At 51.8% G+C, this 15,106-nt stretch carries 11 protein-coding genes; 7 read left to right on the forward strand and 4 right to left on the reverse strand.

The window, feature by feature from the left end:
* Positions 1-378: 378 nt before the first annotated feature.
* The 7 genes from D6024_RS18400 to leuB all read left to right on the forward strand — a co-directional run bounded on the left by D6024_RS18400 (position 379) and on the right by leuB (position 9,072).
* Positions 379-1,410, forward strand: coding sequence for a DUF6807 domain-containing protein (locus D6024_RS18400; protein WP_121356230.1), 1,032 nt, complete (start codon positions 379-381; stop codon positions 1,408-1,410).
* 169 nt (positions 1,411-1,579) lie between these two features.
* Positions 1,580-3,484 (forward strand): PAS domain S-box protein, encoded by a 1,905-nt coding sequence (locus D6024_RS18405; protein ID WP_121356231.1) that lies wholly within the window; start codon positions 1,580-1,582, stop codon positions 3,482-3,484.
* Entirely contained in the window at positions 3,481-3,891 is a 411-nt protein-coding gene (locus D6024_RS18410; protein ID WP_121356232.1) for a response regulator, read from the forward strand. Before D6024_RS18405 ends, D6024_RS18410 begins: the two co-directional genes overlap by 4 nt.
* 274 nt (positions 3,892-4,165) lie before the next feature.
* Positions 4,166-5,569 carry a 3-isopropylmalate dehydratase large subunit gene (leuC, locus tag D6024_RS18415; RefSeq protein WP_121356233.1) on the forward strand — a complete coding sequence of 468 codons (1,404 nt, stop codon included), beginning with the start codon at positions 4,166-4,168 and terminating at the stop codon, positions 5,567-5,569.
* Positions 5,570-5,683: 114 nt separating this feature from the next.
* Entirely contained in the window at positions 5,684-6,280 is a 597-nt protein-coding gene (gene leuD, locus D6024_RS18420) for a 3-isopropylmalate dehydratase small subunit (protein WP_121356424.1), read from the forward strand.
* A 63-nt stretch (positions 6,281-6,343) separates the two neighbouring features.
* Entirely contained in the window at positions 6,344-7,921 is a 1,578-nt protein-coding gene (locus tag D6024_RS18425) for an alpha-isopropylmalate synthase regulatory domain-containing protein (protein WP_240410084.1), read from the forward strand.
* A 77-nt stretch (positions 7,922-7,998) separates the two neighbouring features.
* Positions 7,999-9,072 carry a 3-isopropylmalate dehydrogenase gene (gene leuB, locus D6024_RS18430; protein ID WP_121356234.1) on the forward strand — a complete coding sequence of 358 codons (1,074 nt, stop codon included), beginning with the start codon at positions 7,999-8,001 and terminating at the stop codon, positions 9,070-9,072.
* Between the two features lie 483 nt (positions 9,073-9,555).
* On the opposite strand, the gene D6024_RS18435 is transcribed toward leuB, so the two are convergent.
* From D6024_RS18435 to D6024_RS18450, 4 genes are all read right to left on the reverse strand, one after another.
* Positions 9,556-10,659 (reverse strand): endo-1,4-beta-xylanase, encoded by a 1,104-nt coding sequence (locus D6024_RS18435; protein ID WP_121356235.1) that lies wholly within the window; start codon positions 10,657-10,659, stop codon positions 9,556-9,558.
* A gap of 285 nt (positions 10,660-10,944) precedes the next feature.
* Positions 10,945-12,300: an alpha/beta hydrolase family protein gene (locus tag D6024_RS18440; protein WP_121356236.1), complete on the reverse strand. Its 1,356-nt coding sequence runs from the start codon at positions 12,298-12,300 to the stop codon at positions 10,945-10,947.
* Positions 12,297-13,100 (reverse strand): polysaccharide deacetylase family protein, encoded by an 804-nt coding sequence (locus D6024_RS18445; protein ID WP_121356237.1) that lies wholly within the window; start codon positions 13,098-13,100, stop codon positions 12,297-12,299. The genes D6024_RS18440 and D6024_RS18445 overlap by 4 nt, the downstream gene beginning before the upstream one ends.
* 16 nt (positions 13,101-13,116) lie before the next feature.
* Complete coding sequence (locus D6024_RS18450; RefSeq protein ID WP_121356238.1) at positions 13,117-15,045, reverse strand: sialate O-acetylesterase; 1,929 nt, start codon at positions 15,043-15,045, stop codon at positions 13,117-13,119.
* Between the last annotated feature and the right edge of the window lie 61 nt (positions 15,046-15,106).

The following is a 15,106-nucleotide window of genomic DNA, read 5'->3' on the forward strand; positions in this document are numbered from 1 at the left end:
GGCCGGCTACTCGCACTCCATCGCCAACATCATGACCACCGCCGCCGCCCACACGGGATTGAAGGCCACCTTCGATGAAAAAACACAAGAAGTCATGGTCGGTGGAAAAGTGTTCAAATATTAGTTTGGAGTTTGGAGTTTGGAGTTTGGAGTTTGGAGTTTGGAGTTTGGAGTTTGGAGTTTGGAGTTTGGAGTTTGGAGTTTGGAGTTTGGAGTTTGGAGTTTGGAGTTTGGAGTTTGAAAAATAACCGTGTAAGATACAAAAGTTGCCCTGATAACAGCTCCGAAGGAGCGGTATCATCAGCCCGGCCTGCAAGGGCCGGGCGCAAAGAAAACGAGTTGAACCAGGAGCCCTGAAAGGGCGAAATAGCTATGACTATGAAAAAAGTAGTTTCCACCGTAGCCGCTTTTTGTTTTTCGCTTGCCGTCCTGGCACAAGGCAAAGGCTTTCAGATCATCGAAAGGCCGGAACAAAAACAGGTCGACGTTTTGTACAACAACAAGCTGCTGACGGCCTATTGCTACTTCGATTCGAGCCGCAAACCCATTCTATTCCCGGTGAACACAGTGGATGGTATAACGGTAACCCGTGGCTATCCCTTCAAGCCGGTTCCCGGCGAACGCACCGACCATCCGCACCACACCGGCATCTGGCTGAACTACGAATCGGTGAATGGTCTCGATTTCTGGAACAATTCAACCGCGATACCTGTTGAAAAACGGGCACAGTATGGCACCATCCGGCATGTAAGCGTGCTTGATAAAAAAACGGCAGGCAACACTGCTAGCCTCGTCACGGCCAGTGCCTGGGTTGGTCCCAATGAAAAGGTCTTGCTGAACGAGATCACCACCTTTACCTTCTCCGTACAGGGGAAGGATTTTATCATCGATCGCCAGAGTAAACTCACCGCAACCGATACAACCGTTTTGTTCAAAGACGTCAAAGACGGCATGGTGGCCATCCGCGTGGCACGGGAGCTGGAACTGCCTTCCCGGGAAGCCTCCAGTTTCGTGGATGAAAAAGGAAATGTCACCAAAGTGCCGCCTTCGGGCAGTGGTGTTACCGGGATGTATTATGCCAGCAATGGTTTGAAAGGCGATTCCGTCTGGAGCAGCCAGGGACCCTGGGTGATGCTCACCGGCCGGAAAGACGGACATGACATTACGATCGGCATCATCGATCATCCGGCCAATGTCGGTTATCCCACCTACTGGCATGCCCGCGGCTACGGCCTGTTTGCCGCCAATCCGTTGGGACGGAAAGTGTTCAGCAATGGAAAAGAAGAATTGAATTACGCATTAAAACCCGGTGCTTCGGTGGCCTTTCAATACCGTTTTGTTGTGCACGATGGAAAGGCCCTGACAACGGAACAGATGAACCGGCTGGCAGCCGATTTCAGACACCGCTAAACCCCACTGTCCACCGCTTCAAACCCGGTCATTGTTCCCCGTGTCGGGACGACTTCTGTTAGCCTGCTGTTTTGTATGAAAACACTTCTCCGAAAAAGGACAAAGCTTCAACAAATTGCCTCCTTCTCGCTACCTTCGCTACTGAATTTTTGTCCTTCTGACCCTAACCATGATTCCAAACTATCAATTACTATTCGAAACGCTCGGCGAAGCCATTCTTACGCTCGACAGGGACGGGTTTATTCTATACGCCAATCCTGCTGCAATCCAACTGACAGGCTATTCGATAGAGGAACTGGTCAACCTGCCGTTTCGCAAACTCTACCCCGACGACGAGGATATTGTCAAAGCCGAATACGAATTGGACCTTGCACAGAAACACGGCCGGTTTATAGTAGAAGGCTGGAGGCGCCGCAAAGATGGCAGCCAGTTCTGGTCCGAGCTGACGCTTTCGCCCATTCGTCAGCGAAACGAACTGGCCGGCTTTAGCTGCCTGCTGCGGAATATTTCTGAAAAAAAGACTCATGAACTGAACCTGCGTAAAAGCGAAGAACGCTTTCGCCTGATGGTGGAGGCCGTTAGGGATTATGCCATCTTCATGCTCGATCCCACTGGTCATATCATGAGTTGGAATGATGGTGCCCGTCGTCTGAAAGGATACAGGGCGGACGAAGTGATCGGGAAACATTTTTCTATTTTTTACACAACCGACGACCTCGAAACCGAAAAACCCCGGCGGGAACTGGAGATCGCCGTTGCCACGGGCAAGTACGAGGAGGAGGGCTGGCGCATTCGCAAAAACGGCTCGCTTTTTTGGGCCAATATCCTGCTCACGGCTTTATTCAACGAACAAAACCAGTTGATCGGTTTTTCCAAAGTTACCCGCGACCTCACGGAGCGCAGAGACAACGAAGAGGTGCTCCGGCAAAGCGAGGAGCGATACCGTGCACTGGTAGAACAGTTAAACGATTACGGCATTTTCATGCTCGATGAAAAAGGCCGCATCGTAAGCTGGAACGAAGGTGCCCGCCGCATCAATGGCTATACAGCCGAAGAAATCATCGGCAAGTATTTTTCGATTTTCTACCCCGAAGAAGACCTGATCAGCGGCAAGCCTGCCATGGAATTGAAGGTGGCACGGGCACAGGGAAAATACGAGGAGGAAGGATGGCGGCTGCGCAAAGACGGGACCCGCTTTTGGGCCAGCGTCGTCATCACGGCCGTGTACAGTAACAAGGGAAACCACATTGGCTTTTCCAAAGTGACGAGGGATCTGAGCGAACGCAAGGAAGCCGAACGGGCCCTCAAACTGAGTTTTGAACGCTACCGTCAACTGGCGAGTGAACTGAAGGAAGCCAATACGGAGTTGCAATATGCCAACCAGGAACTGGAACAGTTTACCTCCATTGTTTCGCACGACCTGCAGGAGCCGATCCGCACCATCAAAAGCTTTTTGCAGTTGATCGAATTGAAACTCAACCAGGGACAGCATGATGACCTGAAGACCTACATCAATAAATCCATCAACGCCGCCAACCGCATGCGGGAACTGATCCATAACCTCCTGCATTATTCGCAGTTGAACAAAAACGACGTGGTGGTGGAAAAGATCGTGGTCGGGGACCTGGTGAATGAAGTCATGCAGAATTTAAAGACCGCCATCGATGCCAGTCGTGCGGAGGTTCGTATCGAAAGCGATGTGGAGCAGATCGAAGGCGACCGGGTACAGATCGTTCAGTTGATCCAGAACCTCGTGAGCAATGCGCTGAAGTTTACAAAAGACAACAACCCGCAGGTCGTTATCCGGTGCAGCCGGGAAAACGGACAGGTGAAGTTTTCGGTTGCCGATAACGGGATCGGCATTGCCAGCGGCGATATGGAAAAGGTGTTTGAAATATTCAGGCGCCTGCACACCGCCAAAGACTATCCCGGCACCGGCATTGGCCTCGCCATTTGTAAAAAGATCGTGGACCGCCATCGCGGCCGGATCTGGCCCGAGTCGGAACCGGGCAAGGGAACAACGTTTTATTTTACACTCAACGAAGACGAAACAACAAGCTTGCCCCGCAAATGAAAACATACAAGATCATTGTAGTAGAGAACGACGAAGACGAGCAGTTTTTCATGAAAGAAGGTTTTGATTCAACCGGCCTGTTCGAGATCATCACCATGGTAAAGAGTGGCGATGAGTTGTTTGAATGGCTGGAAGCAAATATGGATAGCCAGCCGGATCTCATCTTATCGGATTTGAACATGCCGGGCAAGAACGGTTACGACATCATTGATGAAATGAAAGCAAGCCCGGTTTACGCTGCCATTCCGGTCGTCATCACGTCCACGTCGTCCACGCCAACGATCATCGCCAAATGCCTGACAAGAGGCGCGGCGGATTACGTGGTAAAACCCGAAACCTTTATCGAATACGTTCCTTATGTGCAAGGGCTTTACCAGCGGATAACCGATAAGAAACTGGTGAAATAGCCGCGTGCTGCTTTCGGCAGCGAAAGGTTTCCAGTCCCGTTTCGTTCTCTCTTTCCCCGTGCGCCTTTTACTGCAATTTTTTCGCAGACGTCTTCTGCGGTAACGCACCGGGAACGGCGTTTAAACCTCCTTTCAGCTACTTTTCCTTCCGCAAACCGCCGTTAGCCATCATATCGTTAGCCCTAAAATGTTCTGGCCATTTTCTGTTTCGGGGATATTTTTAGCTTTTACACCATTCGGCGTAAAACCAAATCTGAATTTTAAACGACCACATATGTCCAACGCTCCGAAAGCCTTGTTCGATAAAGTATGGGATGCCCATGTCGTCCGCAAGATTGAAGACGGTCCCGATGTCCTGTTCATCGACCGCCATTTTATTCACGAGGTTACCAGCCCGGTTGCCTTCTTAGGCCTTGAAAACCGCGGGCTGAACGTCTTATTCCCTGAGCGCACCTTCGCTACGGCCGATCACAACACGCCAACCATCAACCAGCACCTGCCGGTGCAGGACCCGCTTTCGGCCAACCAGCTGAAAGCGCTTGAGCAGAATAGCGCCAAGTGGGGGATTTCGCACTGGGGCCTTGGCCACCAGAAAAACGGGATCGTGCACGTGGTTGGCCCTGAAAACGGCATTACCCTTCCCGGCATGACCATCGTATGCGGCGACAGCCATACCTCGACCCACGGAGCTTTTGGCGCCATTGCCTTTGGCATTGGCACGTCAGAAGTGGAGATGGTGCTTTCCTCGCAGTGCATCATGCAGCCCAAGGCCAAAAAGATGCGCATCAACGTGAATGGCCAGCTGAACAAAGGCGTCACACCCAAAGACGTGATCCTCTATATCATTTCACAAATCTCTGCCAGCGGTGCCACCGGTTATTTTGTGGAGTATGCCGGCGATGTGTTCCGCAACATGACCATGGAAGGCCGCATGACGGTTTGCAACATGAGCATCGAGATGGGAGCCCGTGGCGGCATGATCGCCCCGGACGAAACCACCTTCGCTTTCATCAAGGGCCGTGAAAAAGCACCCAAAGGTGAGGCCTGGGAAAAGGCGCTGGCCTACTGGAAAACATTGAAAACGGACGAAGGCGTTGTGTTTGACCTGGAATACAGTTACAACGCAGCCGACATTGAGCCGATGATTACCTATGGTACCAACCCGGGCATGGGCATTGGCATCACGAAAAAAATTCCGACCAGCAGCGAGGTGAAAGACGGCAAAGCCTCTTACGAAAAATCGCTCAACTACATGGGCTTCCATGAAGGCGAAGAGATGATCGGCAAGAAGGTAGACTATGTTTTCATCGGCTCGTGCACCAATGGCCGCATTGAAGATTTCAGGGCCTTTGCCTCCATTGTCAAGGGCCGCAAAAAGGCCGATGGCGTTACCGCCTGGATCGTTCCGGGTTCGCATGTGGTAGAAGCACAGATCAGGGAGGAAGGTATTTACGATATCCTGACCGAGGCCGGCTTTCAGTTGCGTCAGCCCGGCTGTTCGGCTTGCCTGGCCATGAACGACGATAAAATCCCGGCCGGCAAATACGCCGTCAGCACCAGCAACCGCAACTTCGAAGGCCGTCAGGGGCCCGGCGCCAGAACACTGCTGGCCAGCCCGTTGGTAGCCGCCGCGGCTGCCGTTACCGGTAAGGTGACCGATCCCAGAGAATTGATTTAAGAGAAGCCAAAAGCTATCAGCTTCAAGCTACAAGCTGGTAGTGATAAAAGATATTGTTTGGACCAAAAATAATGCTTGCGGCTTGTAGCTTGAAGCTTGCAGCACACTCACAACATGGCTTACGATAAATTCACCGTCCTCCGTTCTTCGGCTGTTCCCATGCCGATTGAAAATGTCGATACCGACCAGATCATCCCTGCCCGCTTTTTAAAAGCAACAAAAAGGGAAGGTTTTGGCGACAACCTGTTCCGCGACTGGCGCTACAACAGCGACAACACACCCAAGCAGGACTTTGTGTTGAACAACCCGATCTACTCCGGGAAAATCCTGGTAGCCGGGAAAAACTTTGGCAGTGGCAGCAGCCGCGAACACGCCGCCTGGGCTATTTACGATTACGGATTCCGTTGCGTGGTGTCCAGCTTTTTTGCCGACATTTTTAAAAATAACTCCCTGAACATTGGTATCCTACCGGTAACCGTCAGTCCGGAATTCCTGGACAAGATCTATACGGCCATCGAAAAAGATCCAAAGACGGAACTGGAAGTGAACCTGCCGGAGCAAACCATCACCATCCTGGCAACCGGTGAACAAGAGAGTTTTGACATCAACGGCTATAAAAAGCACAACATGCTGAACGGGTTCGATGACATTGATTTCCTGCAGGACATCAAAGACGGTATCAAGACGTTTGCCGACACGAGCCTTTATTAAATAAGATCTTTAAAGAAGGCCCAACAGGTTTGCAAAAACTGTTGGGTCTGCCAACACAATCGTATGCAAACAGCAACAAGCCTGATGGAAAGTCCCTCACCGGAAGTGAAGACAGCGACGCAACTGGCAAAGCGGCACATCGAAATCATGGACACCACACTTCGTGATGGTGAACAGACTAGCGGTGTTTCGTTCTCTGCTTCCGAAAAACTGACCATTGCGCAATTGTTGTTGACGGAAGTGAAGGTCGACCGCATTGAAATTGCTTCTGCCCGTGTATCGGAAGGCGAATTCAAGGCCGTTAAAAAAATTACGCAGTGGGCCGCCGCCAACGGCTACCTCGACCGGGTTGAAGTGCTCACCTTTGTTGACGGTACAACCTCCGTTGACTGGATGATCGAGGCCGGTGCAAAGGTGATGAACCTGCTTACCAAAGGTTCGCTCAATCACCTGACCCACCAACTCAAAAAAACACCAGAAGAACACTTCGCCGATATCGCCGCTGTGATTGCGTATGCAAAAGAAAAAGGTATTGAGACCAATGTGTACCTGGAAGACTGGAGCAACGGCATGCGCAACTCAAAAGAGTATGTGCTCCAGTACCTCGACTTTCTCCAGCATCAGCCCATCAAACGGGTATTGCTCCCCGATACACTGGGAGTCTTGATTCCAACCGAAACCTACAACTATTTGCGTGAGCTGATCCATCGTTATCCGGCTTTGCATTTTGATTTTCATGCACACAACGACTACGACCTGGGCACCGCCAATGTGCTGGAAGCCGTTAGGGCTGGCGTGCACGGCTTGCACCTTACTATTAACGGCATGGGCGAGCGGGCCGGTAATGCACCACTGGCCAGCGCTATTGCCGTGTTGAATGATTATGTCAAAGACGTCCGCACCTCGGTTGTGGAGAAGTCATTGTATACCGTGAGCAAGCTGGTGGAAACGTTTTCGGGCTTCCGTATCCCGGCCAACAAACCGGTGGTGGGAGAGAACGTGTTTACCCAAACCGCCGGCATCCATGCCGACGGTGATAAAAAGAACAAACTGTATTACAACGAGCTGATGCCAGAGCGTTTTGGTCGGCAACGCAAATACGCCCTGGGCAAAACCAGCGGCAAGGCCAACATCGAGAACAATCTTCACCAGCTGGGCATTCAGCTTTCGGAGGAGGACCTGAAGAAGGTGACGCAGCGCATCATCGAGTTGGGCGATAAAAAAGAAGTGGTCACGCAATCCGATCTGCCCTACATCATTTCCGATGTGTTGGACAGCGATGCTATCAAAGAAAAAGTGCAGGTGGAGAATTATGTGCTGACGCATTCAAAAGACCTGCGTCCTTCTGCCACCATCCAGGTGACCATCGAAGGCGAAAGTTTTGAAGAGCATGCGCAGGGCGACGGCCAGTATGATGCGTTTATGAATGCACTGAAAAAGGTGTATGTGCAGAAAGGAGTTGTGTTGCCGCAGCTGACCGATTATGCGGTTCGCATTCCGCCCGGTGGTAAAACCGATGCGCTCTGCGAAACGATCATCACATGGTGTGTTAATGATCGAGAGTTCAAGACCCGTGGTCTCGACAGCGATCAGACAGTGTCTGCGATCAAGGCCACACAAAAAATGCTGAACCTGATTTGATGCAGTTATTACCATAGAAATATTCGTAGGGACACGCCATGGCGTGTCCTTTTCTTAAAAAATACAAACCAACAGCAATGGCAAAAAAGCACATTTTAATTGTACCCGGTGACGGAATCGGACAGGAAGTAACAGCCGTGGGTAAAAAAGTTCTGGACAAGATCGCAGAGAAGTTTGGGCACGAGTTTACCTATGATGAAGCCCAGATTGGCCACGTGGCCATTGAAGCAACCGGTAATCCTTTGCCGGATGAATCACTACAAAAAATGAAAGCTTCCGATGCCGTTTTGTTTGGCGCTGTGGGGCATCCGAAGTACGACAACGATCCTTCTGCCAAAGTTCGTCCCGAACAAGGCTTGCTGAAGATGCGAAAGGAGCTGGGCCTTTATGCCAACCTTCGCCCCATCAAATTATTTGACGAATTGCTGGATGCGTCGAGCATTAAGCCCGAGATACTCCGCGGTGCCGATATCCTGTTTTTCCGCGAACTGACCGGCGATATTTATTTCGGTGAAAAAGGCCGCAAGAACAATGGTGACACCGCTTATGATGTCGCCGAGTACAGCCGCTACGAAGTGGAGCGCATTGCCCGCAAAGCCTTTGAAGCGGCCCGTACACGCCGAAAGAAATTGTGCTCTGTTGACAAGGCCAACGTGATTGAAACAAGCCGCTTGTGGCGTGAGGTGATCCAGAAGGTGGCACAGGAGTATCCTGATGTGGAAGTGGAACATCAGTTTGTAGATGCCACCGCCATGTTGCTCATTAAGGATCCGCGCCGTTTTGACGTGGTCGTGACGGCCAACCTGTTTGGTGATATTCTCACGGATGAGGCCTCGCAAATTGCGGGCTCCATGGGCATGCTGGCTTCGGCTTCCATTGGTGATGGTACCGGTGTGTACGAACCCATTCACGGTTCTGCACACGACATTACCGGGAAAGGTGTCGCCAACCCGCTGGCGTCCATTCTTTCTGCGGCTTTGTTGCTCGATATTTCCTTTGGGATGAAAGCCGAATCGGAAGCGGTGATCAACGCGGTTGATGCTGTCCTGAAACAGGGCTTCCGCACCCGTGATATCGCCGATGCACAAACGCCGGCAGAAAAGGTCCTGGGCACTGAAGCGATTGGTGAAGAAGTGCTGAAAGCATTGTAATCGGTTTCCTGATCGGGTAAGATTTTTTGGTAAGGGCTTACACGTCACAGTGTGAGCCCTTGTTGTACCAGCAACAGGCCGCTGTTAGCGGAAGGGCAAAAAAAAGTCCACTGTAGAAACAGCGGACGCTAACGATTGCTTGCTATACGAAAAAGTTGAAAATTTCTTTTGTCGGGTCAGTCGCTTTGACTGATGAAACAAAAATAAAATACCAAAACCGCCGCTGCACACCAATGTCAATTCTGTTTTACGATGCTCAACCCTGATTTCGATCGTTAAAATCCTTTCTGGTGGCTGGTTTCGGCGAATAGTAAGTTCGTGTTCAACGTGTTTTCCCACGATGGATTTTTCTTTTTTGTATGCGTTCTGCTAAAAAAATACGGGCCTGTCTGCACGATTGCCGGAAAAGCAGCCACGGCTGACACGTCCATCACTAATCCTTGTTGAATACTTTTATTTTGACCATTCTTCTCAGTTGATCCCTTACCATTTCACCACCTCCCAGTAGGCTTTTTTGGGCTTGAGGTCTTTGTCGAATAAAAGCGGGTAGTCCTTCCGGTTTTTCACCGGGAAATTATCCAGCCAGCTGTACCGCTCGGAGATGTTCCAGAACGTAACGCCGGAAATTACTTTTTTGTATTTGCGGAAAAGTTCAAAGGCCATTTTGTATTTCTCCAATTGCTGCTGTTCACGTTCAGCAGTGAAAGCGGTATTGGCATCTTCGGGTCTGCGTTCCCGTGCGTCGTGCTCTTTGGGATAAACGGAGATATCCAGTTCGGTGATCTGCAACTTCAGCCCCAGGCCGGCAAAGCGCTGAAGTGTACTTTCCAGTTGTTCTCTTGATGGTTCGTTCACCGCCCAATGACCCTGCAATCCTATACCGTGAATGGGCACGCCGGCGTCTTTCAGGCTCTTCACCAGGCGGTAAATCTTTTCGCGTTTGACAGGACTGATCTCGTTGTAATCATTGTAAAAAAGAACGGCGTTCGGGTCGGCTTCGTGTGCCCATTGAAAGGCTTTGGCAATGTATTCTTCACCGCAAATTTTTAACCACTGCGAAGGACGCAGGTATTCATCCGGTTTGTCGGAGATGGCTTCGTTCACCACGTCCCAGGCATACACGCTGCCCTTGTAGCGGTTGACCACGGTGAAGATGTGGTCTTTCAATCGCTGCAGCAACACCTCTTTGCTCACAGTGTTTCCTTTGTCATCCACAAACAGCCACGAAGGTGTCTGGTTGTGCCAGCAGAGGGTATGCCCACGGACCTTTAATTTGTTTCGCTGCGCAAACTGCACAATACTGTCGGCGCCTGCCCAGTTGTACTCGGTCTCCTTTGGATGGATAGGGCCCATCTTCATGGCGTTCTCCGGCGTCAGGCTGTTGAACTGCTGCAGCACCAGGGCTGCTTCATCGGTTTTCAGGGCCCGCGGTGAAACAGCTACACCCATCGTAAAGTAGTCGGCGTAATAATCTTTCAGTCCTTTTTCGGAAGAGGCCGTGTTGCCGGACGTCGATTGCAGCTGCCTGCTTTGGCTGCAGGAGAGAAGCAGCAGGAGGCCCGCTGCGCTGAAAAGTTTTTTGATCATGGTTGTTTCAGGTTTTATTTTTTGTCACCGGCTTTTGTTCCTCGATGGAGCTTCCGTTGCGACGCTCCGTTCATCGTTCCATTCGCTAAGGAACTTTTTAAAACCACAGTGACACGGTGGACACAGAGAACCACAGAGCTCTCTGTGCACCTTCGTGTCTTTGTGTCTCCGTGGTTCAAAAAACACAGTAGTGTTCAGAACCCTGAAGTGTGCGACGCAAGAGAAGCTAAATAGAATTTCTGCTGCCGGTTACATCATTCTCATTTATGTAAAAGAGCTGCGCAATTATCTTTTCCAATACCGCTCTGCAAACTGCAGAAAGGTGGGCCAGTTGGGACCCGTGGTATGGCCGCCGCTGTGCTGTCGCCAGGCAATGTCGCCGTTGAGCAAAGCAACTTCCTGCGGCGGCATTTCGGTGACGCCCAGGTCTTTTTTACCCAGCAGGCGGTACACCGGTCCTGCGTGCACGCCGGCGATGAACATGCCCTTTGCATCGATCCACTGGCCTTCCACGGTTGGCGAACCCACGCTGATGAACACGGGTCGCGGCGCACATAGCGCAATCAGTTCGTGGGCATCAACAGGTAAATCATTCGGTGTCAGCGGGCCTGCGTACTTGATAAAGTTGCCGGCAAACCAATGGTATTCGCCGGAAGAGGCCAGGTTCTCCACCTGTTCGCCAAACACACGGCGCAGGATCTTGGCGCCACCGGCTCCCGACGATCCAATAAAGCCAATGGCAAAACGCGGCTCGTATGCCATGGCCACCAGTGCAGCCTTGCCGTAGCGGGAGAGGCCTTCAATGCCCACCCGTTTGGCGTCAACCGCTTTGTCAGTTTCAAAATAATCCAGCGCACGGCTGGCGCCCCAGGCCCAGGCTTTCAACGTGCCCCAGTCATCGGGTTTGCGGGGCTGGCCCCTGTTCACCAGGCCAATGATGCCCTGCGTAAGCCCTGCACCGTTATCGGCCTGGTAACTCGTTGGAACAAGAATGGCATAGCCCCAGCCTTTTGCCAGCACCTGTTCCTGCCAGGTAGGTCCCGGCGTTTGCATGCTGGCCGGCAGGCGAAAACCGGCCGGGAACTGGAAGCCGAATTCCATCATCACCGGCACCGGGCCCCGGGCTTCGGCCGGCGTGGTGAGGGTGAGTTGAATGTCGACTTTGATCGCCGGGTGAGATGAATTATCCACGTGACCGATCAATCGTTTGGTCACCGCTTTTATGCTGCCAACAGTGTCATTGGAAACCGAGGCCATTTCCCATTTTACGCCGGGAACATTGGCCGGCACCCGGCCGTAAATTTCCCGGTCAAACTCTTCCACGATCTCGGGCCTACGCTTTTCCCACCAGGATTTTGCATTGGCTACTTTCTGTCCGTTCTTCAACGTTAGCGGATCGGGCAGGGTAGTGTAGGGAGTAGCCTTTGTTTCATCGCTGTTGGCTGCGTTGGGCGCCTGCGGATTACCGGAGGGACCGGGCCTTGTGGCAGTGATGCCCAACTGCTGCAACATGTTTTTGTAATCCTGTTGCGTGAGCTTGTTGATGCTGTCCATGCGCAGGCTGTCGGCGCGGCTCAAACGAAATTGCGCCTGCCCCTGCAAGGCGGCCAAACAGAAAAAAGTGATCGCCAGTTTTTTCATGATGATTTTTTTGACTGGTGGGTTTTGATGTATTCGGCTACGTCAAGCATGGGGGCCACCCAGATTTGCTTTTGGTTTGCTTTCAAAAATTGCAGCAACTGGCGGTGTGCCGGCAGCGAAACATTGAGCCCGTGCTCGCCACCCACACCGTGGAAAAGAAAAACCAGCAGGGTATGGGTTTGCATGGCCTGTTTCACCAGGGTAATCATTTCCGCGCCGGACTGGCCGTTGATCATGTAGCAGGGCAGATCGTAGAGGTTTGCCTTATCGATAGTCGGCATGTCGCCGTGAACACCTCTCGCCGCAACAAAATCGTCTTTCAGGCCTTCGATGTAAACAGTATCGTGAATTTTGGTGTCGCCACAGGGAAACGCAAAGGTTCGTTTGTCTTTGCCGTCAATGGCTTTGAGAATGTTGTTCATTCCTCTTGCTTCATCGGTGGCCCTTCGAACAGTGTAGTACCGCAGGTCATAATCGCCTTTCACAAACTCCCGTCCGGGGCGGCCGCCTTCACAGGCATGCCAGATGGTGTGATTGGCGAGTTCGTGTCCTTTGGCAGCCGCTTTGCGCCAGCCGGCAATTTGCTTGTTTAGCTGGTTGGCATAATCGGAGATGTAAAACGTGCCTTTCAGGCCAGCCGAATCAAGTGCGGGAATGGCATTGGTTAAATCAACGTTCAACCCGTCGTCATAGGTCAGCACAACCGCACAACTTTTTCCATTCCAGGTAGTAGCTGTTTGTGCGTTGACTTTTCCCTGAACAAGTGCAAAGAGAGAAAGCGCCAGAATTGTTTTTTTCATGTGTGCAAATTGTTTTTTAGGGATTGACAGTGGCCCCAAACGGCGATGCCGGCAGGCCTTCCTTGTTGTACAAATTGGGGTTCACTGGGTTGTCGGCCCAGGCATAGCGGACGTGCACGGGGTTTTGCACCTCGTCGTTCCACACGATGATCTTGTCGCCTTCGATTTTGGCTTTGGCCCACACAAATTTTTTGTCGGCACCGGCTATGGCAAATTCACTCAGTTCTTCGCCGTCGTTGGTGATGAGGCCACTGCCTACATTGGTAAAGGAAAGTATGATCCTGGCCCCATCTTTTTGTGCCGATTGATACAGCGGACCGCCAGCAACCAACGCCTTTTCACCGTACGCCACTTTCATGGCCTGCAGCGCCAGGCGTTCGCCCACTTCTTTTTTCCGGTCGGGATGAATGTCATTCCATTCACCCAGGTCAATGGCCACGGCCATGCCGGTGTTGGGAAGCGAAAGGGATTTCGTTTGTGCTTCCCTGAAAGCTGCCCAACTACTTTCGGTGGGCAGATAACTCATCTCCATGAATCCGGGCAACTGTACAAAGAAGAAAGGAGCAGTGGGAGCATTCCATTTCTGCAGCCAGTCCTGGATCATGGCGGGTTGCAGCCTGGCGTATTCCTCCGGCCGGCCGGCATTGGATTCGCCCTGGTACCAGTTGAAGCCTTTGACGGTGTAGCTGGTGAGTGGTGCAACCATCGCATTGTACAAAGACGCCGGTTGATTTTGCAAAGCAATGCCGGGGACAAAACTGCGTTGTGGTGTGAAGACCTGTCCCACTTTGTAATGCCATTCGCCTTTCAGATCAACCGTGTCATTGCCGGCAAATAATTGGTAAGGCTTGTCGGGTACAAAACCGCCCTTTCCTCCGTTGTTGGTGACACGGACGACGAACAGATTTTTTCCCGGCTTCAGTAGTCCCGCAGGAACTGTGTAGCGGCGCTGGGGATACATGTAACCGGTGTTGCCCACCTGCTTGCCGTTGATGTACAAGGCATCGGCATCGACGATTCTTCCCAGGAAAACTTTTGCTTGTGTATTCGTCATTGATGCCGGAACATCAATTTCCCTGCGGTACCAAACAACGCCATCCAAATCCTTGATGCCCTGGTCTTCCCAGTAACCCGGAATGTTAATCGGTCGCCAGCCTTTGGGTTCATAGGTTGGATCGTGCCAGGGTTTAGCGCTGGTCATGCCTTTGTCTTCTCCACGGGGCGGACGGGCTGCCAGAGCAGTTTTCCGGTTGGTGCCGTTGACATAGGCCGTGTCTTTGTTTTTTTCGACGGTGCTTAAAATGTTCGGGAATTCTTTGAGGCTTGCTTCGCTCATCATGGCCTCGATAGGCACGCCGCCCCAGCTGGCGTTGATGATGCCTATGGGCACACCGTATTTTTCGTAAAGCGATTTGGCAAAGAAGTAGGCCACGGCTGAAAAGTCCAGCACATCCTTCGGGTTGGCGGCTTTCCAGCTTCCGCTTGGCAAATCTTCCTGCGGGCCTTGCAAGGCCGTGATGTTGGGCACCCAAAACTGCCGGATCTGCGGGTAGTTTGCTTTTGCAATTTCATCGGCGTAGCGTACGCTGTGCAAACTCATTTGGTGCACCATGTTCGACTGGCCGGCGCAGACCCACACATCACCAGCCAGCACGTCTTTTAACGTGATGTGATTACTCCCATCAATGTTCAGGGTATACGGCCCGCCGGCTTTGGTGGGCTGTATAAACAAAGACCATTTTCCATCAGCAGCCGTTGTGGTTTTGTACGTTTTTTTGTTGAAGGTGACCTGCACTTTTTCTCCCGGTGCAGCCCAGCCCCAGACTTTCACTTTTGTGTCACGTTGCAACACCATGCTGTCCCGTAGTAATCGCGGAAGGCGCACCTGTGCATCGGCGGTGGAGAGTACGCAAAGGGAGAGGACACTGAAAAAGAAACGCATCATGGAAAGGAGTCTTGAAAAATTTTCGGTTGATCGTTTTGGCTAGGTTGGTGTTTTAGACACC

This window comes from Flavisolibacter nicotianae, from assembly GCF_003628535.1.
Classification (GTDB): domain Bacteria; phylum Bacteroidota; class Bacteroidia; order Chitinophagales; family Chitinophagaceae; genus Flavisolibacter; species Flavisolibacter nicotianae.

Excerpts from the sequence above, each read along its gene's own strand:
- D6024_RS18400 (WP_121356230.1), top strand. The coding sequence starts at position 379 with ATGAAAAAAGTAGTTTCCACCGTAGCCGCTTTTTGTTTTTCGCTTGCC.
- D6024_RS18405 (WP_121356231.1), top strand. The coding sequence starts at position 1,580 with ATGATTCCAAACTATCAATTACTATTCGAAACGCTCGGCGAAGCCATT.
- D6024_RS18410 (WP_121356232.1), top strand. The coding sequence starts at position 3,481 with ATGAAAACATACAAGATCATTGTAGTAGAGAACGACGAAGACGAGCAG.
- leuC (WP_121356233.1), top strand. The coding sequence starts at position 4,166 with ATGTCCAACGCTCCGAAAGCCTTGTTCGATAAAGTATGGGATGCCCAT.
- leuD (WP_121356424.1), top strand. The coding sequence starts at position 5,684 with ATGGCTTACGATAAATTCACCGTCCTCCGTTCTTCGGCTGTTCCCATG.
- D6024_RS18425 (WP_240410084.1), top strand. The coding sequence starts at position 6,344 with ATGCAAACAGCAACAAGCCTGATGGAAAGTCCCTCACCGGAAGTGAAG.
- leuB (WP_121356234.1), top strand. The coding sequence starts at position 7,999 with ATGGCAAAAAAGCACATTTTAATTGTACCCGGTGACGGAATCGGACAG.
- D6024_RS18435 (WP_121356235.1), bottom strand. The coding sequence starts at position 10,659 with ATGATCAAAAAACTTTTCAGCGCAGCGGGCCTCCTGCTGCTTCTCTCC.
- D6024_RS18440 (WP_121356236.1), bottom strand. The coding sequence starts at position 12,300 with ATGAAAAAACTGGCGATCACTTTTTTCTGTTTGGCCGCCTTGCAGGGG.
- D6024_RS18445 (WP_121356237.1), bottom strand. The coding sequence starts at position 13,100 with ATGAAAAAAACAATTCTGGCGCTTTCTCTCTTTGCACTTGTTCAGGGA.
- D6024_RS18450 (WP_121356238.1), bottom strand. The coding sequence starts at position 15,045 with ATGATGCGTTTCTTTTTCAGTGTCCTCTCCCTTTGCGTACTCTCCACC.